The sequence below is a fragment of the Mesorhizobium sp. genome, from assembly GCF_017306585.1.
Taxonomy (GTDB): domain Bacteria; phylum Pseudomonadota; class Alphaproteobacteria; order Rhizobiales; family Rhizobiaceae; genus Mesorhizobium.
In genome coordinates, this window is record NZ_JAFKIC010000184.1 from 13,100 (window position 1) to 31,109 (window position 18,010).

Consider the following 18,010-nt stretch of genomic DNA (forward strand, 5'->3'; position numbering starts at 1 on the left):
CCTGGTCAGCAGGCATAGCCATGACCGCCACGGCGCTCAAGCCGGCACCACTGGAGACATGCCGGGCCAGCCGGGCTATCGGGGCGGTCGCGATCCCGGGCACGGCAGCGCGGGATCGGGAAACTCACCCTGCATTCGCCAGGGCGACCGCATCGGCGCCGGCCGGAAACCGCAACCGGCAATCGGTGTCGTGCACGGCAGCCCAGACGGCTTCGGCGACGTCGCTTTCCCTGGTCGTCATCGCGGGCCGGGCAAAGCTCGCGAAGATCGGCGCCGCGAAATCGGCATAGGCTTGCGGGATCAGGTCCTCGACCTTGACCGAAGTGTTGTGCGCGAACCGCGTCGTCGGCGCATATCCGGGCTCGACCAGTTTGGCGCGGACGTTGAAATAGCCGAGTTCGTGCGCCAGCGAACCGGTGAAACCCTCGATGGCCTGCTTGCTGGCGGTATAGGCGGCGGCAAGGGGCATTGCCGCCAGCGTGGCGCTGGAGGTGACGTTGACGATCACGCCGGCGCGGCGCTCGCGCATCTGCGGGATCACGGCCTGCGTCATCGCCATCACGCCGAGCGTGTTGGTCTCGAAGACCTTTCGGATGTGCGCGATAGGCGTCGCCTCGAAGGCGCCGACGACCCCGATGCCCGCATTGTTGACGAGCGCGTCGATCGGACCGGCGGCCTTAATCGTCGCGGCGATGCTATCCTCGCTGGTGACATCGAGCGGCAGGATGCGCAGGCGCTCGGAGGGCGGCAGGATGTCCTGTCGCGGCGCCCGCATGGTGGCGATGACATTCCACCCGCCGGCGAGGAAGTGGCGGGCGGTCTCGAGGCCATAGCCTGAAGAACAGCCGGTAATGAGGATCGTTTGCATGGGTAAGCTCCGTTCGGTTTCGATGCACCGTTACTAGGCTTGCCCGATCAGACGAGATATAATGAATAGTCCTTATTTTATTACCAGTCGTCCAAAATCAGGTAACACGCCACCCAAGACCAGTCTCGGTGGCATGTCCGTCCATGGCTGCGCTAGCCGGCCCCGCCACGCGCGAACCTGCCGGGAGAACAGCCGAGCCGCTTCCGGAAGGCGGTGCTGAAGGCGCTCGCCGACTCATAGCCGATCTCCTCGGCTATCTTGTCCAGGGTCTTGGAACCCCGGATGAGCGCGTCCTTGGCCAGCGCCATGCGCCACCGCGCCAGATACTCGATCGGCCCGCATCCGAGCACGTCGCCGAAACGAGCCGCGAAGGCCGAGCGCGAGAGCCCGGCAATCCCGGCGAGGTCCGCGACCGTCCACCCCGCCCGCACATCCGCGTGCATGGCGCGAAGCACGCGCGCCAGCATGGGGTCGCGCATCCCGTTGAGGAGCCCTGCCACGCCGCCATCCATGCCGCGCCATCGCAGCGCCTCGACGAGCAGCACCTCGAGCAGCCGCTGCAGGACCATCTCCTTGCCGGGTTCTTCGCTCCCGCACTCTTCCATGATGAGTTCAATGGTCTTGCCGAGCCGCCCGGCGCGCCCTTGCGAGGCCGGCACATGGACGACGCGCGGCAGCAGCGCCAGCAGCAACGCGGCGTTGACCGGCTCGATCCGGAACGTCCCGCCGAGCGCGACGAAATCGGCCTCCCCGTCCCGGTCGCCATACTGGACGGCAATATCCATCGGTTGCCGAAGCTCGCATGCGGCTCCCGGATGGCTGCTCAGCGAGAAGGGTGGCGTCGAGGGCAGAAGGAGAAAATCCCCCTTCCCCAGCCTCATGGGTTCCTGTCCCTCGAAGGCGATCCAGCACTCGCCCTCGACGATGATCGTGAAGCCGGGCGCATCATATGCGGCATAACGCACGCCCCACCGGCCGCGCCCCTTGATCGGTTTGGAGATCGCCGTGCTGGGCTGGAGAAGGGCGATGACGTCGCTGAGCGGATCCATTTCAGACGATCGATAATCATTTCAGGGTCATTCATTCTAGAATGTCCATCGGCGGTGTACAGCCCCGTTCGCCCCAAGGCTGTGGCAAGCGACAGCGCATGATCGCTGGCGGCCACACTGCCGCGCCAATGCTGCTCGAACGCTCAGGCCGCCCGAAACCGGATTTCGCCCTTGTTCAGGAAGCAGGTCTTGCTGAACAGCGACAGGTCTAGCGGGTTGGGCAGTCTGATATCGCCGATGTCGGGAACAGGCTTCGCCGACAGTTCGTAGGAGCGGTCGATCTGCGCGATGAAGACCAGGATGAGACCTTTTTCGCGCGCGAATGATCGCAGCCCGCGCACCTGCGTCATCAGGTCCGGATTGTCCCGCTTCTGGTCGAGCAGTTGCAGATAGTCGATCACCACCAGCGTGCCTGATGCGGCCGATGCCAGTCTTTTGATGATGTATTCGGCGCAGATGGCGTCGGAACTGTCGAAGTCGAACCGGCCCTCGAATTGCCCCGGCTCGACCCCGATCGCGCGAAACCTGTCGAGAATGTCGCCTTGCGTATATTCCAGCGAAAAGAACACGCTGCGCCGGCCACGTTTCATGGCCTCGACCGCCAGTTCGAGGCTCATCAGCGTCTTGCCGTGGCCTGGCCGCGCGCCGACCAGCACGAGATCGCCGGGCGCCATTTGCGCAAGCAATCTGCCGGCCGGCTTTGTCTCGGCGGCCTTCGCCGCAAGCAGGCCCCAGCTTGCAAACCCTTCCTGTGCCGCCATGCGGTCCAGCGCTTCGTGCAGCGGAATCCCGTCCTTGCGGGACAACAGCCTGGCTTGACGCTTCAGATGATAGATGGGCGCGGATAGTCTCATTGCAAACCTCCTGGTGCGAGCCGTTTTAGCAACCCCTCCTCATGCCTTGTGCTCGAACAGTCGGTTCGGTGATTGGACGGCCCTGCATGGACGATGCTTCCCCGGCGGAGGGAGGAGGCGCGGGCCACGCCAGAATCAGATCATAGCGCAATCCCGGCGGATCGAAAATCTCAGTCGCCCGCGCGTAGGGAGATGCCGCAAGCCTTGAACCAGCATCGGGGATTATGAGACATTCCGCGCCGGTCCGGATTTCGCGCGTATCCGCCGCCGCGCTAAACAAGAAGTGTTTCGCCTGAAGATGCGAGGCATTTTATGATTGGCCCCGAGTGATTCACGCGTGCGGAATCGCGAAACGGCTTCGACAGGAGAATAGGTCCGGTGCGGTTGAGATCTGTTCCTTTGGGCGTCGTTGCGCTTCTTGGCTTCCTTGTCGCGGTCGTCGCCCTGACGGCATCGGCCCGGTCCTTTGCCGCGCCCTCGGCCGTTCCGGCCTGGCTGCAGGCCCATGTCGGCGACGCCGACGGCCAGATTTCGGCTGTGGTGCTGGAGCGGGCGCGGGCGCTTTACCAGAAGAAAGTGGCCCAGGGCGCCGTTCGCAACCCCTGCTATTTCGCCATGGACGCCACGCGTCCCGGCGATCTCGGCAATGGCGTGCTTGGGCGCCGCTACTATATCGTGTGCGAGGCCAGCCAGTCGTTTCGCGCCATTTCTTCCGGGCATGGCGGCGGCCGCAATCTCAAGGGCACCGTCGACTTCTCGAACGGCCGTCGCTGCGTCAAGAACTTCGGCAATGCCATGGACTCGGAGCTGACCGCCGGCGGCGCCTATATGACGCGCGAGACCAAGACTTCGTTCAAGGGCTACTACCGCACCGCCGCCAAGCAGGACGCGGCCTTCGTGCGCACCTTCATCCAGTTCGACGGCGAAGGCGAAGCCGCCAACGCCAGGCAGCGCGTCATCGGCGGCCATGCCGCGCAGGTGCTGCGCACCATGTGCATGCGCAAGAGCCCGAAGAGCTCCTATGCCGATCATGACGGGATGGTGCCGTTCGGCAAGCTGGTGGATTACGCCGGCGGCCGCAGCAATGGCTGCACCAGCTGGTCGCCGGCCGATGCGCAACAGCTCATCTCGATGGTCAAGGACAACCCGACCACGCTCTACATCTATCCGGAATCACGCGATATCGCCGCCGTGGCGAACGGCCACGCCTCGTCGGCCGCCTACTGGAATGCCTCCTGCCTGAAAGAAATCGGCGCGCCGAAATTCTGGCCGAGGAAAACCCTCGAACCGCTGATCGCCCAGTACAGAAAGGACCACCCGGCACCGCCCGCGCAGCCGCTGCCGATCTGCAAGGAGCCCTGAGGCTCGCGCCTGTGCGCGCTCGGGACTGGCCGGCGAGCCCCGGGGATCACGACCGAACCAGCCAGCGGAAGGCGCGCCGTAGAAACGCCTGCGCTCCCTCGGTGACCGGTTCGCCATGCGCCATCAGCACCTTCTCGGCCGGCCAGGCCAGGATGCGCTCTATGGCGGCGCGCGCGGCGGGACGGTCGGTGAAGGCGGCGCGGAACTTTCGCGGCACAGACGGCTCAGCGGCCACCATCAGGTCCAGCCGGGCAACCAGCGCCCGCCAGCCCTTGAACCATCCCGGCCGGAAATGCTGGATGAGATCGGTGAACAGCACGGTCTTGCTTCGGCGGTGGAAGAAGACGACCTCGGTCGTGATCCGGTTGCCGCGCATGACGACCTGGTCGAGATCCCCGGCCCAATCCGCGTCAGCCATGTCGCCGAGATCGCCGTCGAAGCGGATATCCCGGCGCTTTTCGCGCAGGCCCGGCGCCGCATAGACCCCTGCGCCGGAATACCCACGCTGCCAGTCGGCGAGGAAGACGTGATGCAGCGAATTGGGCGCGATCAGGAAGCGCACCTCGCCCAAGGCATCCACCTCGGCACGAAGCGCATCCGTGAGCGCGGTGGGAGACCAGACGAACAGGCCGCCGCTCGACAGGCGAATGACGGCCATGCGCGTCGGATAGTGAAAGCCGGCCGCCGCCGTGACGGTCGGACCGTCCGCGATCCAGATGCCGGGTCCGAATTCCCTGAGAATACCAGCCATTTTGCACAGCGCTTCCGATTGACCCGCTTGAATTCTCAAGTGCTACAGCCGACCGTTCGGGCCGAGAGCCGCAAGATGCTTTGAATTTTACATCTGTGTAAATTTACACTACGGTATAAAAATGGCAATCCAAAAACGGACCGAGCGGTCGCGAACCCTCATCCTCGACGCCGCCGATCAGGCGTTCCGGGAGCTCGGTTTCGCCAAAGCATCGGTGGAGGAAATCGCCACGCGTGCCGGGCTGACGCGCAAGACCGTCTACAATCTGTTCAGCTCGAAAGAAGAGATCGCGCTGCGGCTCATCGCCCGCATCGAGGCGGACGACGGCCCCTACCGCGCCCGCATGGAAGCCAACGAAGACGTTTTCAAATTGCTGGAGATCGTCTTTCTCGACAGTGCGCGCTGGTGCCTGGCCAACCCTTCCCTTGCAAGACTGGCCCTTGCCCCGGCCGAGCGGCCGTCCCTCAAGCCGCCGCCCGACCGCCCTTCCTTCCAGCGCCTGGTGCGGGATCTCCTGGTGCTCGGCCAGCGTCAAGGCGTCATCCGCCGGGATGACGACGTGGACTTCATGTCCCTGGTCCTGCTCGGCATCTACGGCCAGGCGATGCTTTCGGCGCTTTCCGGCGGAGCGTTCAGCGAGGACGAGATCAGGCACCTGATCCGCATTGTCGTCGAAGGGATCGGCGAGCGCTCCCCGAGCCGAAGCGGCAAGTCCTGACGGTCACCCTCCCGGCTGCAAACTCTCATTGCGGGCTCGCGGCGAGCAACAGCCCGCCGACGACAGCGATGTTGATGGTGAAGGCGGAGCGCAGGCCTTGCCGCTCCGGGCCGGAACAGCGCCAGAAATCGAGCACCATGGCGCTGGCGGCGACGGTGAACGCAATGAGCGCCATGGCCGCACAGGTCCGGCCGATGCCTGTTGCGAGGCCAAGGCCGGCGGCGATCTCGACGGTTGACCCGGCGGCGAGCAGGACGGTTGGGGCTGGAAAATGCCGCTCCGCCAGTTGCCCGGCAATCGTCCTGAACCGCAGGAAATGCTCGGCTCCGGCCCAGACGAAAACACCGCCGATGAGCATGAAGCCGAGCGTCTGGATCAGGCCGGCCACGGTGGGCGCCTCAAGCGGCCGACCAGACGGCGAGTTCATATCCGTCCGGATCCTCGAAATGAAACCGGCTGCCGCCTGGAAATTCGAACACCGGCTTGACGATCCTGCCGCCGGCCGCCTCGATCCGCTTCCGCGCCGCGGCGAGATCGTCGGCATAGAGGATGACAAGCGGACCGCCCGGCCTGATCGGGCCGCCCGTGGTAAGCCCGCCGGTCAGTCGGCCATCGCTGAACTCGCAATAGGTCGGGCCGTAGTCGGTGAAGGTCCAGCCGAACGCCTTGCCGTAGAATTCGCGCGAGCGCGCGATATCGCTGACATTGAATTCGATGTTGTCGATCCGGCGATCATTGCCCGCGGTGCTCATGGGTCACATCCTTTCGTCGTTGCATGGCTGGTGAAGGATGCCGCCAAGGCCGCCCTCGGTCTTGAAGAAAACGGCCACTCAATGCGCCAGCTGGCGGACGAAGGCGCGCGCCGTCATGCCGCTCAGCGTCTGGATCTCGCGGCTGAGATGCGCCTGATCGGCATAGCCGGTCGCATAGGCCATGTCAGCCAGGCCGGCGTCCGGGGAACGCCGCGCCAGCGCCTGAAACCTTTGAAAGCGCAGGATGCGCTCGAGCGTCTTGGGGCCATAGCCGAACAGGTCGCGGCTTCTGCGGCGCAGCGTCCGCTCGCTGAGATCGAGCCGGCTCACAAGCCGCGACATGCCCTCGCCCTCAGGGACTCCATCGTGCTGCAGAAGGGCGAATATCGCGGCCCCGTCGCGGGACGGTTCCTCGACCGACGGTGCCATGCGGGCGAGGAGTTGCTGCAGCAATCCCGCCTGCCGGAAAAGACCCGGTTCGTCCTGCAGCCTCCCGGCGATATCGCTCGCCCGCGCGCCCCAGATATCGCGCATGTCGATCTCGCTGCCGACGATCTCCGTCATCGGCAGGCCGAGCCAGCGAGCGGCGGCCCCCGGCCGGAAGCGCATGCCGAGCACGGTCACCCCCGGCCGCAGGTCGGGATTGGCGGCCGTGATGTCGGGACCGACCACGACAAGCCTGCCGTCGTGCCAGAGAAGATCGACACAGCCGTCGGGGACGACAGCGATGCGGCCCGCATGATCATCCGGGATGGAATGTTTCCAGGCGCACAGAAAGTGCTCGCGCAGCGCCGGCACGGGCGCCGCTTCCGCGTATCGCCCGACGCAACCCGCAAGAACCGTCTTTGTCCTGGTCTCCACTCCGCGCCTCCCTGCCGTCGTGACGGGAAAGGCCTTGCGGCAGGCCTATTGCAGCAGCCCCTTGACGATGCCGCTTGCCTTGCCGAAGTCCATCTGGCCGGCATATTTCTGCTTCAGCGCCGCGATCACCTTGCCCATGTCCTTCTGGCTGGCCGCGCCGGTGGCCGCGATCGCCTCGCGTGCAGCCGCCGTGATCGCCGCATCGTCGAGCTGCGTCGGCAGGAAATCGCGGATGATCTCCATCTCGCCGCGCTCCTGCGCCGCCAGTTCCGGCCGCTTGCCGTCTTCGAATGCCTTGGCCGATTCCTCGCGCTGCTTCACCATCTTGGCCAGGATCTGCAGGATTTCCTCGTCGCTGGCCGGCTCCTTGCCCGAGCCGCGATTGGCGATGTCGCGGTCGTGGATGGCAGCCTGGATCAGCCGCAAAGTCGGCAGCCGGTGCTTGTCCTGCGCCTTCATCGCGCTCTTCAGGGATTCGGCGATTTTCGCGCGCATGATGCTTTCTCCTTCGAACGGCGCGGACAATAACCGTGTCAATCCAGCAAAGCAAACTGGCCAAACCACTGATATTGCTTGATGAAACAAATGCCCGCCGTTTTGGCACGGCATCATTGACCGCTCTGGCGCCTTCCCCTATGTACTCGGCCTTGCATAAGACAAGGAATTGATGTGCGCGGGCTTGAGAAATCGGCCGCGCCATTTGCTGCGCAGATGACCCGCTGGGCCGTCGAAACACGCAGCCCGACAGGAGTGCCGCCATGGCCGAGACGACGCCCGCCTGGGCAACCGAAAAGCCTACCGCCCTGCTGGTGCTGGCCGACGGCACCGTCATCGAGGGCCGCGGCCTCGGCGCCGCCGGCTCGGCCGTTGCCGAAGTCTGCTTCAACACCGCGCTGACCGGCTATGAGGAAATCCTCACCGACCCGTCCTATGCCGGCCAGATCGTCACCTTCACCTTCCCGCATATCGGCAATATCGGCACCAATGACGAGGACATCGAGGACCTCAACCCCGCCGCCCGCGCCGGCGCTGTCGGCGCCGTGTTCAAGGCCGATGTCACCAACCCGTCCAACTACCGCGCCGCCGGTCATCTCGACCAATGGCTGAAGAAGCGCGGCATCGTCGCGCTCTCGGGCATCGATACGAGGGCGCTGACCGCGCTGATCCGCGAGAAGGGCATGCCCAACGCCGTCATCGCGCACGCCCCCGACGGCGTCTTCGACCTCGACGATTTGAAGCACCGCGCCGCCGCCTGGTCGGGTCTGATCGGGCTCGACCTCGCCAAGGAGGTCACTTCAGGCCAGTCCTCTGTCTGGCGCGAGACGCCCTGGGTCTGGAACGAAGGCTTTGGCGAGCAGACCGAGCCGTCGCTGCACGTCGTCGCCATCGACTACGGCGTCAAGCGCAACATATTGCGCCTGCTCGCCGGCCTTGGCGCCAAGGTCACCGTGGTTCCGGCCAAGACCGGCTCGAAGGAAATCCTCGCCATGCAGCCGGACGGCATCTTTCTCTCCAACGGCCCCGGCGATCCGGAAGCGACCGGCGACTATGCCGTGCCGGTCATCCAGGACCTGCTCAAGACCGACATTCCGGTGTTCGGCATCTGCCTCGGCCACCAGATGCTGGCGCTGGCGCTCGGCGGCAAGACCGCCAAGATGCATCAGGGCCATCACGGCGCCAACCATCCGGTCAAGGATCATACGACTGGCAAGGTCGAGATCGTCTCGATGAACCATGGCTTCGCCGTCGATGCCGACTCGCTGCCCGAGGGCGTCGAGGAAACCCACGTCTCGCTGTTCGACGGCTCGAACTGCGGCATCGCGCTCACCGGCCGGCCGGTGTTCTCGGTGCAGCATCACCCCGAGGCTTCGCCCGGCCCGCAGGATTCGCACTACCTGTTCCGCCGCTTCGTCAACCTGATCCGCCAGAAGCGCGGCGAGGACCTGCTGGCCGAGCGGGCGTAATCTGCAGGACAACGGCGATAATATCGCTTAACTCCATGCGATAAATCTGCGATATTGCTTCTTGTGAAGACGATCGTTCTTTCGGTATCGGCGGCTCGCGATCTCGACAATCTGCCCGCTGATGTTCGCGAGCAGGTCTCCGAAGGTTTGATCGCATATGCGGTCAGCGGCCGGGGAGATGTAAAGCGCCTTTCCGGCAGGGATGGTTACAGGTTCCGGATCGGCCGCTACCGAGTCATATTCGATGAAGATCGCGCAACCATCCTCGCGATCTACATCGGCAAGCGCGAGACGACGACCTATAGCAGGCCATAGGACGGACCTATCATGAACGCCCCGCAGATTATCAAGACCTCAACCGGCGAAGAACTGGTCGTCATCCCAAGAGCGGACTACGAGGCATTGCTGCATGCGGCCGAAGAAGCGCTCGAAGAGGCGGCGGACGCGGCGATATACGATGAACGCAAGGCCGAACTCAAAGCGGAAAAGCCCCTGCCCGCCAATGTGACCATCGATATTTTGCGCGGCTCCAGCCGGCTCAAGGCGCTGCGTAACTGGCGCAGGTTGACACAAGCCGACGTGGCGACCGCGATAGGTGTCAGCCAAGGATTTCTCTCGGATCTTGAATCCAATCGCCGCAAACCGTCGGAACAAACCGTAGTGCTGTTGGCGAAGGCGCTGGATGTCCCTGCCGAATGGATTGAGGCCTAATCCCAGCCTACGCCACCGGCCGGCCTTCACTAGCCTCCAATATGGAAAACCATTGCTGCCGGTCGAGCACGACATCGAGCGCCTTGACCATCGCCGCCAGCCGTTCCGGCTTCATCGACCCCAGCACCGGCACCAGCCGGGCCGGATGGCGCAGCAGCCAGGCAATGGCGACCGTCGCAAGATCGCCGGCCCCTACTTCGGCGGCCACTGCCGCGAGCGCCGCGCGCACGCGCGCCTCGCGCTGCTCCTTGCCGGTGAACAGCGAGCCGCCGCCGAGCGGCGACCAGATCATCGGCGCGTAACCCAGTCTTTGCGCGTGATCGAGACTTCCGTCCGTCAGCGCGGATGTCTTCAGCACCGACATCTCGATCTGGTTGGTGGCGAGCGGAAACGGCAATCGCGACGCCAGCAGATCGAACTGGGACGGCGTGAAATTGGAAACGCCGATCGCCCTCACCTTGCCCGACTTCACCAGTCCGGCCAGTGCGGCGGCCGTCTCGTCGGCATCCATGAGCGGATCAGGCCGGTGCAGCAGCAACAGGTCGAGATAGTCGGTGCCCAGATTGGCGAGCGAACGGTCGACCGAGGCGTTTATGTGGGCGGCGCTGGTGTCGTAATGTTTCAGCCGGTTCTGTGGCCGGTTGCCCGAGGCCAGCATGATGTCGCATTTCGAGATCAGCTCGATCGCCTCGCGCTTGCCTTTCCAGCGCGCAAGTCCGGCGCCGAAAGCCGCCTCCACCTCGTAATTGCCATAGATGTCGGCATGGTCGAAGCTGGTCAGTCCGAGATCGACGGCGGTGGCGATCAGCCGCGCGACCTGATCGGCGTCCGGCCGCGCGGGGCCATCGAGCAGACGCCAGGCGCCGAAGACCAGCCGCGACAGCGATAGCCCGTCCGGGGTCAGGGCGATGCGGTTGTCATGACTCATGCCTGTGCTCCATCCTGCGCCACATCCGCGCTCGCCTGCCCGGCCGCCGCCGGCCGCGCCACCTTGGTCACGAAGACGATGACGGCCAGGAGCAGGAAACAGGCGCCGACAAGATAGGGTGCGCCGCCGAAGGTGACCGGCGCGCTCGGCCCCGTGAACCAGGAAAAGATCCCGGTATAGAGCAACGGCGTGATGATCGAGGTGATCGAGAAGATTGAAGTCATCGCGCCCTGCAGTTCGCCCTGCGCTGACGGGGGCACCTTGGCGGCGGCGAGGCTTCTGAGCGGCGGGTCGGCCAGCGCCTCCAGGCAGCCTGCGACGATCACCGCGTAGACCATCCAGCCATGCGTGGCGAAGGCATAGCCGAAGGCGCTTGCCGCCGTGAAGCTGAGCCCGATCACCGCCGTCTTCCATTCGCCGAGTTTCGGGATCACGCGCGGCAGCACCGTGCCCATGATGATGGCGCCGCACAGGCCGAAGGCCCCGAGCGAAAAACCGATCTGCTGTTCGCTCCAGCCATAGCGGTAGTTGGAGACGAACGACCACACCGCCGGGTACATCATGTGGCCGAGCGTCATCAGGAAGAAGACCAGCCCGATCCAGCCGATGCCCTGATACTGGCGCATCTGCATCAGCGTGCCGACCGGGTTGGCGCGCTTCCATTCGAAGCGGCGCCGGTGCTTTTCGTCGAGCGTCTCGGGCAGGAAGAACAGCGCGATGAGGAAATTCACGAAGGCAAGCCCGGCGGCGAAATAGAACGGCACGCGCGGTCCGAACGTGCCGAGCAGTCCGCCCAGCACCGGACCGATGACGAAACCGACGCCGAAGGCGATGCCGAGCAGGCCGAAATTCTTGGCCCGGTTCTCGTCGTTCGAGATATCGGCGATGAAGGCCGACGTCGTCGAATAGCTGGCGCCCGAAATGCCGGCCAGCACACGGCCGATGAACAGCATCGGATAGGACCAGGCCACCGCGCAGATCAGATTGTCGATCGAGAAGGTCAGCACCGAGGCGAGCAGGATCGGCCGGCGGCCGAACCGGTCGCTCAGGCCGCCCATGATCGGCGCGAAGAAGAACTGCATGGCCGCATAGACGAAGAACAGCCAGCCGCCCTCGATCGCCGCGCCGCTGATGCTGACCCCGCTCAACTCCCTGAGATAGGCCGGCAGCACCGGCATGATGATGCCGAAGCCGATAATGTCGAGCAGCAGCGTGGTGAAAACCAGCGCAAGGCCCCGCCTGGCGGTTTTAGGGTCGATCATATGGGTCAAGCTCCTCTGGCCACCCTGGGGCGCGGGCGGACGCACCTTATAGGCGAGCCGGCGAAAAGGAACAATGAGGGAACAGGCAGGAATGCGCGTTCCTGCCACTCCCTGACGGCGACTTCGCCGTCAGATCAGCGCTTGGAAACGAATGTTCAGAGAGGCCCGCTCATCGTGTTGCAATCGGAAAGCTTGCCGCTCTTGTAGCCGCGCGCCAGCCAGGTCTGCCGCTGTTGCGACGTGCCGTGGTTGAAGCTTTCCGGCACCACATAACCCTGCATCTTCTTCTGCAGCGTGTCGTCGCCGATCTGCTTGGCGGCGTTGAGCGCGCTTTCGATGTCGCCCTGCTCCAATATGCCTTTCTGGGCGGTGTAATGAGCCCACACGCCGGCGAAGCAGTCGGCCTGTAGCTCGATGCGCACCGAAAGCTGGTTGGCATCGGCCTCGCTCATGCCCTGCCGCATCTGGTTGAACTTGCCCATGATGCCGGTGAGGTTCTGCACGTGATGGCCGACCTCATGCGCAATCACATAGGCGCGGGCGAACTCGCCGGATGCGCCGAACTGCTGGTCGAGTTGCTGGAAGAAGGTCATGTCGAGATAGACCTTGTGGTCCCCTGGACAATAGAACGGCCCGGCCGCCGCCGAGGCAAAGCCGCAAGCGGAGCGGACCTGGCCGGAAAACAGCACCAGCTTCGGATCCTCATAGGTCAGGCCCTGCGACTTGAAGATGCCGGTCCAGGTGTCCTCGGTCTCGGCGAGCACGGTTGCCACGAACTGCTTCATCTCGTCATTGGCGGGCGCTGCACCGTTGTTCTGGCCGCCGCCATTGTCCGTGATCTGGCCGCCGCCGCCCGGCAGCAGGCTGCCGCCGTCACCGTTGAGCAACTGCAGCGGATTGATGCCGAAGACACCCCAGGCGATCAACGCGACGACGGCGAAGATGATGAGGCCCGAAAGCGACATGCCGCCACCGCCGGAACTGCCGCCGATGGGAATGCGGAACTGACCGGGGCTGCCGCCCAGGCCGCCGCCGGAACCGCTGTCGCTGCGGTCGTCCTCGATATTGTCACTCTGACGACGGCCTCTCCAGAGCATGGCAACTCCTCGCGCTGCGAACTTCCCTCGATACCGGCCGTTCGACCGGCTCAATCCAACCAACAATTATCCCAATGGTTGCGCCAAGTCACAGCATTTTTCGCCCATAGCACGGGGTCTGCTTCACGCCACCAGTGCTCTGGCCGAGCGGGCGGAACGCCTGTAGCATTGCCCGCAACGGAGCATGCGAGGGGCTTTTGCGACCGATCTTGCGGATCATGCTGGCGCTCGCTGTGGGCTGCCTGGGTTTGCGCGCCGCCGGCGCGGTGACGCTCGATTCCAGCGTCGCCGTCACCGATCCGGCCACCTTGCAGGCGCTCGAGCGCGGCGGCCTGTCGATCAGCCGTCTGCTCGGCCCGGCGCTTGGCCTGACCCGCGATGTCGACAATCGCGGCCTGTTCTCGGTGCCGGCGCTGGCCACGGTGCGCGACACCGTCAAGCTGGAGATCGCCAGCGAGCCCGCAACCAGCCCCGACCCCTATGTCGCCGCCATGGTGAAGTCGAAGGACACCAGCCAGAAATTCAACCCGAAATACATCGACGATGACGGCTCGACGCTCGACCTGACCGGCGTCGTCAACCGCATGGACCGCGGCTATCTCGGCCACACCGAATGCGGCGAAATCCGGCTGATCTACCGTTTCCACTATTCGGTCCAGGAAAAGCCGGCCAAGGGCAAGCCAATCGGCGGGCAGGCTTGGCAGCGCATCTCGTCGCGCCTGCCGCTGACCATGAGCCTCGTCTTCAACGCCAAGCCGGGCAAGGCGCAGGCGCGTGCCGCCAAGGATTTGCCAAGCGCCACCGACGCCTCCTGCGCCGACGTCGCCAGGCGCTGGCTCGCCGCCGGGCAAAAAGACCTGCCTCCGGACCAGCTTGCCGCCTGGCTGCGCTCCGACGAAGGCCCGCTCTCGGGCGCCATGCTGAATTCCTCGCAGATCATGCGGCTGGAACTGAACATGCAGGTGCTGCGCCTGTCGGCCTCGACGCGGCGCGATTTCGGCGGCCACGCGGAATACCTCCTGAAGATCTTCAAATGGGATCCGCAGAAGTCGAGCTTCTACGAATCCAGGATGGAGAACCAGATAGACCGCGCCACCGTGCTCGCCGACAGGCCGGCCTTCGCCAGATGGCTGCTCACCGATCGCAACATCTATGATCTCGACCACGGCAGGCTGGTGGTCGACGAAAAATTCCTGGCCAAAAGCGCGGTCTCGGTGGCGCCCGGCGGACTTGCCCGGTCGCAGAACAATATCGTCTACGGGCTGCTCGACGACGCCGATGTCGACAAGGCGCTGAAAGACTATGTCGCCAAGGGCAATACGCTCGCCACCATCAAATCCGTCGCCGGCTTCAACCTGCGCCTCAACGAGATGAGCTGTACCGGCTGCCACCAGACGCACGGCATCGCCGGTTTCCACTACACCGGCGCCGATCCGGCGAGCGAGCCGCGCCGCAACGCCGTCTTCGTGCCGGGCTCGGCCGTCTTCTTCGCCGACCTGCCGCGCCGGCGCGCCATCGTCGAGGAATTCGCCGCCGGCGGTCATCCCGATTTCACCAGGGGCTTCGCCGCCCGTCCGGACAGCAAATACGCCGAGGCGCTTAAAGGTACCGACCTTTATGATGGCTGGGGCTCGATCTGCTATCGCGGCGAGGATCCGAGTTTCAAGGACTGGACCTGCGGCGCCGGCCTGCGCTGCGCCGGCGTCCACGAAAGCGCCATACACCCGGGCTTCGGCACCTGCGTCAGCGAGAAGGGCACGGCGGTCGGCGATCCCGTCGAGTTCGGCGAGATAAAAATGTCGGCATGGGGCAATGACCAGTATTGCCGCCTGTCGCCGGCCACCGCCAAGGCCTGCGCCATCGACCCCGCGCGCGACAAGAAGCCGGTGGTGAAACTTGCCGGCTATGGCGCGGCGCGCCAGCGCTACGACAATCCCGAACAGAAGACAGGCGGTTTTCCCGGCGGCATGCTGCGCAAGGCGAGCTGCGACAGTCTGCCCGACGAGGCAAGCTGCGGGCGCCTCGCCAAGACCGGCTTCAACGACTGCATCGCCTCGGGCAAGGACCACAAATTCTGCACCAAGGAATTCACCAAGACCGCCGGCCTGCGCGCCTGCGACAAGGCGCATCCCTGCCGCGAGGACTATATCTGCACAGCCGGCTATGACGACCTGCCCGAGGCCAAGCCCGGCGAAGGCACCTGCATCCCGCCCTATTTCATCTTCCAGTTCCGTGTCGACGGCCACCCCAGAAGCTGGCTGCAGGATGTCAGGGAGTGAGCGATCAATTGGCCCAACAAATCCCTGGCCAGTGACGTATCGCACCGCTTCACTTGAGTTTATCCAATTATAAATGAAGAAAATAGTACATAGCCGCGTCCGATATCGGTTACATACTTCGGCATCATATTGTAGTGGGTGGGGGCCTACATGTTTTCTCTTGCGGCCAGGTGTTGGGCGCTGTTTAGGGACCTTTGGGCCCCTCCACCGGCGAAAGATTTTTCCGGCCGTACTATTCCGGTCCGCACCATCGCCGACATCAGACTGAAGCAACGAGAATTGGTTCTGACCTTCGACGACGGCCCGCTGCCAGGATGCACGGAACGCATTCTGGCGATACTGGAGGATATCGGTGTCAAGGCGACGTTCCTGATGGTGGGCGCGCCGGCCCGGGCAAACCCGGCCACTGTCCGCATGGTCGCGCAGAAGGGCCACACAATCGGCAGCCACACCGAGAACCATGCCGATCTGAGAGTGGCGGAGCCTGCTTTGGCGAGAGCGGAAATCGACGCAGGCAGGGACAGCGTGGCAGCGCCGCTGCAATCGTCGCACTACCGCGCCACGCCTCTCTTCCGCTTCCCCTACCTTGCCGACACACCGTTGTTGCGTGACGAACTCGCCGGGCGCGGCATCGTTGTGCTCGACGTCGATATCAACATCGGCGACGACAGCGACCTCTCCCCGCAAGAACTCCATCGCCAGGCCCTGAGACGAATCGTGCGACGCGGCTCTGGCATCGTACTCATGCATGACATTCATGCCCGCACGGCCGCCATGCTGCCGAACCTTCTTGCCGATCTCAAGAGAAAGGGCTTCACCATTGTCCATCTCATTGCCGCGGCATGAGCGACAGCCCTAAAGTAAACCTTCATTAACCATGTCAGGAATAAAAGCGTAGGCGATTCAAGGGGATGTTTCCGCCATGGCTTTTATGTCCGGGCGCCGTCTGGCGCAGCTGTTGGGTATTGTCGCGTTGGGCGCACTGGCCGCGGGCTGCACGACGACCAAACCGGCGACCGACGCCAAGGGCGCCAAGCTTGCCTATGCGGCGGAGCCGAAGGAGAGCAGCACGAGCGGCTTCTTCTCGCACAATTTCAGCGGCCTTGCCGGGCGCAGCGTCACCGTCAACAGCATCGCCGATCTCAAGCTCGGCTATCATGAGGTGGTGCTGACCTTCGACGACGGCCCGATGCCCGGCCGCACCGAGAACATCCTGAAAGTGCTCGACAATGCCGGCGTCAAGGCCACTTTCATGATGGTCGGCCAGATGGCGCGCTCCTACCCTGCCCTGGTGCGCGAGGTCGCCGCGCACGGACACACGATCGGCACCCACACCCAGAGCCATGCCAACCTGGCGCATCTGAGCCCGGCTGCGGCCGAGGCGCAGATCGATGGCGGCATCAAGAGCGTCTCGGCCGCGCTGGTGCCGTCCATGCACAGCGTGGCGCCCTTCTTCCGCTTCCCCTATCTCGCCTCCACGGCGGCGCTTCGCCGCCAACTCGCCGCGCGCGGCATCGTCGTCATCGACGCGGATATCGATTCCAAGGATTACTTCCAGTCGAGCAGCGCGGCTCCGGCATCATCCTGATGCACGACATCCACCCGCGCACCGCGCAGATGCTGCCGGCGCTGTTGGCCGACCTGAAGACCAAGGGCTACAAGGTGGTGCGGCTGGTGCCGGGCCACGGCAGCCGTGAACTGCTGGTGTCGTCGCTGACCACCAGCACCGTCACGTCGTCGACGCAGACGGCGCTCGGCTATAGCCGTTGATCCAGCGGCATAGGAGAGCGCTTCAGCCTTTTTGCTTGGCGCCGGCGCTCTTGCCGTCGGAGCTTTTCGATCTTTCCTCGAAACGCGCCGCGCCCTTCTTCAGGGGGCGGCCAGTCTCCGCCTCGGTCTTGCGCTCGTCCCGGTCGGCGGCCTGCTTCAGCCCGCTGGCTGCCTGTTTTCCCTTGGCGGTCGGTGCCTGTTCGACGCCCATTGCATCCTCCCTTGGCGCGACAATCGCGCGATCAGGAGCAACGTGCGTGACATAAGGCGGTTCCAGCGGCCTCGCCGAGGCCCGGCGTCAGGGCCTCAGCGTCCCATCATCGCTTTACGGAACGCTTCCAGCGTTTCGGCGCTGACATGGTGCTCGATGCCCTCGGCGTCGATGCTGGCCGTTTCGGCGCTGACACCGAGTGAAATCAGGAACGCTTCCACCGTCTGGTGACGGATGCGGCTTTCCTCCGCCACCTTGCGGCCGGCTTCGGTGAGGAACACGCCCCGATAGGGTTTCCGCGACACCAGCCCTTCGGCGCAAAGCCTGGTCAGCATCTTGGCCACCGTCGGCTGGGCGACGCCGAGACGCGCGGCGATATCGACCTGGCGCGCCTCGTTACCGTCCTCGATCAGGTCGGCGATCAGTTCGACATAATCTTCGACCAAGGCGCTGCGGCGCGCTTCGCGCGTCTGCCGGAACCCGTCCGCATGAACGTCGGCGTCAGGCAGCGGCTTTTCGCGCAGGACCGGTCTGTTCTTCAGCGCCAATGCGCGCTCCTCCTCGGGAGTTGGC

The 18,010-nt window shown here is 64.5% G+C and carries 22 protein-coding genes; 9 read left to right on the forward strand and 13 right to left on the reverse strand.

Annotated features, from left to right (window positions below):
• Nucleotides 1-124: 124 nt before the first annotated feature.
• The 3 genes from J0I79_RS22230 to J0I79_RS22240 form a co-directional block, all read right to left on the reverse strand.
• The gene (locus tag J0I79_RS22230; protein WP_292864013.1) at nt 125-868 is read right to left on the reverse strand and encodes an SDR family oxidoreductase; all 744 of its coding nucleotides are present in this window, start codon (nt 866-868) and stop codon (nt 125-127) included.
• A gap of 152 nt (nt 869-1,020) precedes the next feature.
• Nucleotides 1,021-1,917: an AraC family transcriptional regulator gene (locus J0I79_RS22235; protein WP_292864016.1), complete on the reverse strand. Its 897-nt coding sequence runs from the start codon at nt 1,915-1,917 to the stop codon at nt 1,021-1,023.
• A gap of 143 nt (nt 1,918-2,060) precedes the next feature.
• Nucleotides 2,061-2,771, reverse strand: a complete 711-nt coding sequence (locus tag J0I79_RS22240; RefSeq protein ID WP_292864019.1) for a DNA helicase — start codon at nt 2,769-2,771, stop codon at nt 2,061-2,063.
• Nucleotides 2,772-3,149: 378 nt separating this feature from the next.
• On the opposite strand from J0I79_RS22240, the gene J0I79_RS22245 reads away from it, so the two are divergent.
• Nucleotides 3,150-4,133, forward strand: coding sequence for a hypothetical protein (locus J0I79_RS22245; protein WP_292864022.1), 984 nt, complete (start codon nt 3,150-3,152; stop codon nt 4,131-4,133).
• Between the two features lie 46 nt (nt 4,134-4,179).
• On the opposite strand, the gene J0I79_RS22250 is transcribed toward J0I79_RS22245, so the two are convergent.
• Nucleotides 4,180-4,884, reverse strand: coding sequence for a DUF4336 domain-containing protein (locus J0I79_RS22250; RefSeq protein WP_292864024.1), 705 nt, complete (start codon nt 4,882-4,884; stop codon nt 4,180-4,182).
• A gap of 121 nt (nt 4,885-5,005) precedes the next feature.
• On the opposite strand from J0I79_RS22250, the gene J0I79_RS22255 reads away from it, so the two are divergent.
• Nucleotides 5,006-5,602, forward strand: a complete 597-nt coding sequence (locus J0I79_RS22255) for a TetR/AcrR family transcriptional regulator (protein WP_292864027.1) — start codon at nt 5,006-5,008, stop codon at nt 5,600-5,602.
• A 25-nt stretch (nt 5,603-5,627) separates the two neighbouring features.
• Here J0I79_RS22255 and J0I79_RS22260 read toward each other — a convergent pair whose 3' ends face one another.
• From J0I79_RS22260 to J0I79_RS22275, 4 genes are all read right to left on the reverse strand, one after another.
• Nucleotides 5,628-6,029: a DoxX family protein gene (locus J0I79_RS22260; protein ID WP_292864029.1), complete on the reverse strand. Its 402-nt coding sequence runs from the start codon at nt 6,027-6,029 to the stop codon at nt 5,628-5,630.
• Complete coding sequence (locus J0I79_RS22265) at nt 6,001-6,354, reverse strand: VOC family protein (RefSeq protein ID WP_292864032.1); 354 nt, start codon at nt 6,352-6,354, stop codon at nt 6,001-6,003. The genes J0I79_RS22260 and J0I79_RS22265 overlap by 29 nt, the downstream gene beginning before the upstream one ends.
• A 78-nt stretch (nt 6,355-6,432) precedes the next feature.
• Complete coding sequence (locus J0I79_RS22270) at nt 6,433-7,215, reverse strand: helix-turn-helix domain-containing protein (RefSeq protein ID WP_292864035.1); 783 nt, start codon at nt 7,213-7,215, stop codon at nt 6,433-6,435.
• A gap of 45 nt (nt 7,216-7,260) precedes the next feature.
• Nucleotides 7,261-7,710: a GatB/YqeY domain-containing protein gene (locus J0I79_RS22275; protein WP_292864038.1), complete on the reverse strand. Its 450-nt coding sequence runs from the start codon at nt 7,708-7,710 to the stop codon at nt 7,261-7,263.
• Nucleotides 7,711-7,973: 263 nt separating this feature from the next.
• Here J0I79_RS22275 and carA point away from each other — a divergent pair, with 263 nt between their 5' ends.
• The 3 genes from carA to J0I79_RS22290 all read left to right on the forward strand — a co-directional run bounded on the left by carA (nt 7,974) and on the right by J0I79_RS22290 (nt 9,890).
• Nucleotides 7,974-9,179, forward strand: coding sequence for a glutamine-hydrolyzing carbamoyl-phosphate synthase small subunit (carA, locus tag J0I79_RS22280; RefSeq protein WP_292864041.1), 1,206 nt, complete (start codon nt 7,974-7,976; stop codon nt 9,177-9,179).
• Nucleotides 9,180-9,242: 63 nt separating this feature from the next.
• Nucleotides 9,243-9,494 (forward strand): type II toxin-antitoxin system RelE/ParE family toxin, encoded by a 252-nt coding sequence (locus J0I79_RS22285; RefSeq protein ID WP_292864044.1) that lies wholly within the window; start codon nt 9,243-9,245, stop codon nt 9,492-9,494.
• Between the two features lie 12 nt (nt 9,495-9,506).
• The gene (locus J0I79_RS22290) at nt 9,507-9,890 is read left to right on the forward strand and encodes a helix-turn-helix transcriptional regulator (protein WP_292864047.1); all 384 of its coding nucleotides are present in this window, start codon (nt 9,507-9,509) and stop codon (nt 9,888-9,890) included.
• A 7-nt stretch (nt 9,891-9,897) separates the two neighbouring features.
• On the opposite strand, the gene J0I79_RS22295 is transcribed toward J0I79_RS22290, so the two are convergent.
• The 3 genes from J0I79_RS22295 to J0I79_RS22305 form a co-directional block, all read right to left on the reverse strand.
• On the reverse strand, nt 9,898-10,818 hold the full coding sequence (locus J0I79_RS22295; protein ID WP_292864050.1) for an aldo/keto reductase: 921 nt from the start codon (nt 10,816-10,818) through the stop codon (nt 9,898-9,900).
• Entirely contained in the window at nt 10,815-12,080 is a 1,266-nt protein-coding gene (locus J0I79_RS22300; RefSeq protein WP_292864053.1) for a TCR/Tet family MFS transporter, read from the reverse strand. Before J0I79_RS22300 ends, J0I79_RS22295 begins: the two co-directional genes overlap by 4 nt.
• Nucleotides 12,081-12,235: 155 nt before the next feature.
• Complete coding sequence (locus J0I79_RS22305) at nt 12,236-13,177, reverse strand: neutral zinc metallopeptidase (protein WP_292864056.1); 942 nt, start codon at nt 13,175-13,177, stop codon at nt 12,236-12,238.
• A 197-nt stretch (nt 13,178-13,374) separates the two neighbouring features.
• Between J0I79_RS22305 and J0I79_RS22310 the strand changes: the two genes are divergently transcribed.
• From J0I79_RS22310 to J0I79_RS22325, 4 genes are all read left to right on the forward strand, one after another.
• Nucleotides 13,375-15,456, forward strand: coding sequence for a hypothetical protein (locus tag J0I79_RS22310; protein WP_292864059.1), 2,082 nt, complete (start codon nt 13,375-13,377; stop codon nt 15,454-15,456).
• Between the two features lie 150 nt (nt 15,457-15,606).
• Entirely contained in the window at nt 15,607-16,302 is a 696-nt protein-coding gene (locus tag J0I79_RS22315; RefSeq protein ID WP_292864062.1) for a polysaccharide deacetylase family protein, read from the forward strand.
• Nucleotides 16,303-16,378: 76 nt separating this feature from the next.
• The gene (locus J0I79_RS22320) at nt 16,379-17,044 is read left to right on the forward strand and encodes a polysaccharide deacetylase family protein (RefSeq protein WP_292864065.1); all 666 of its coding nucleotides are present in this window, start codon (nt 16,379-16,381) and stop codon (nt 17,042-17,044) included.
• Nucleotides 17,044-17,226, forward strand: a complete 183-nt coding sequence (locus J0I79_RS22325; protein ID WP_292864068.1) for a hypothetical protein — start codon at nt 17,044-17,046, stop codon at nt 17,224-17,226. Before J0I79_RS22320 ends, J0I79_RS22325 begins: the two co-directional genes overlap by 1 nt.
• Nucleotides 17,227-17,248: 22 nt before the next feature.
• Here the strand turns inward: J0I79_RS22325 and J0I79_RS22330 are convergent, their stop codons facing one another.
• Both J0I79_RS22330 and mntR read right to left on the reverse strand, forming a co-directional pair.
• Nucleotides 17,249-17,437, reverse strand: coding sequence for a hypothetical protein (locus tag J0I79_RS22330; protein ID WP_292864071.1), 189 nt, complete (start codon nt 17,435-17,437; stop codon nt 17,249-17,251).
• 95 nt (nt 17,438-17,532) lie between these two features.
• Nucleotides 17,533-17,985: a manganese-binding transcriptional regulator MntR gene (gene mntR / locus J0I79_RS22335; RefSeq protein ID WP_292864074.1), complete on the reverse strand. Its 453-nt coding sequence runs from the start codon at nt 17,983-17,985 to the stop codon at nt 17,533-17,535.
• Nucleotides 17,986-18,010: the final 25 nt, after the last annotated feature.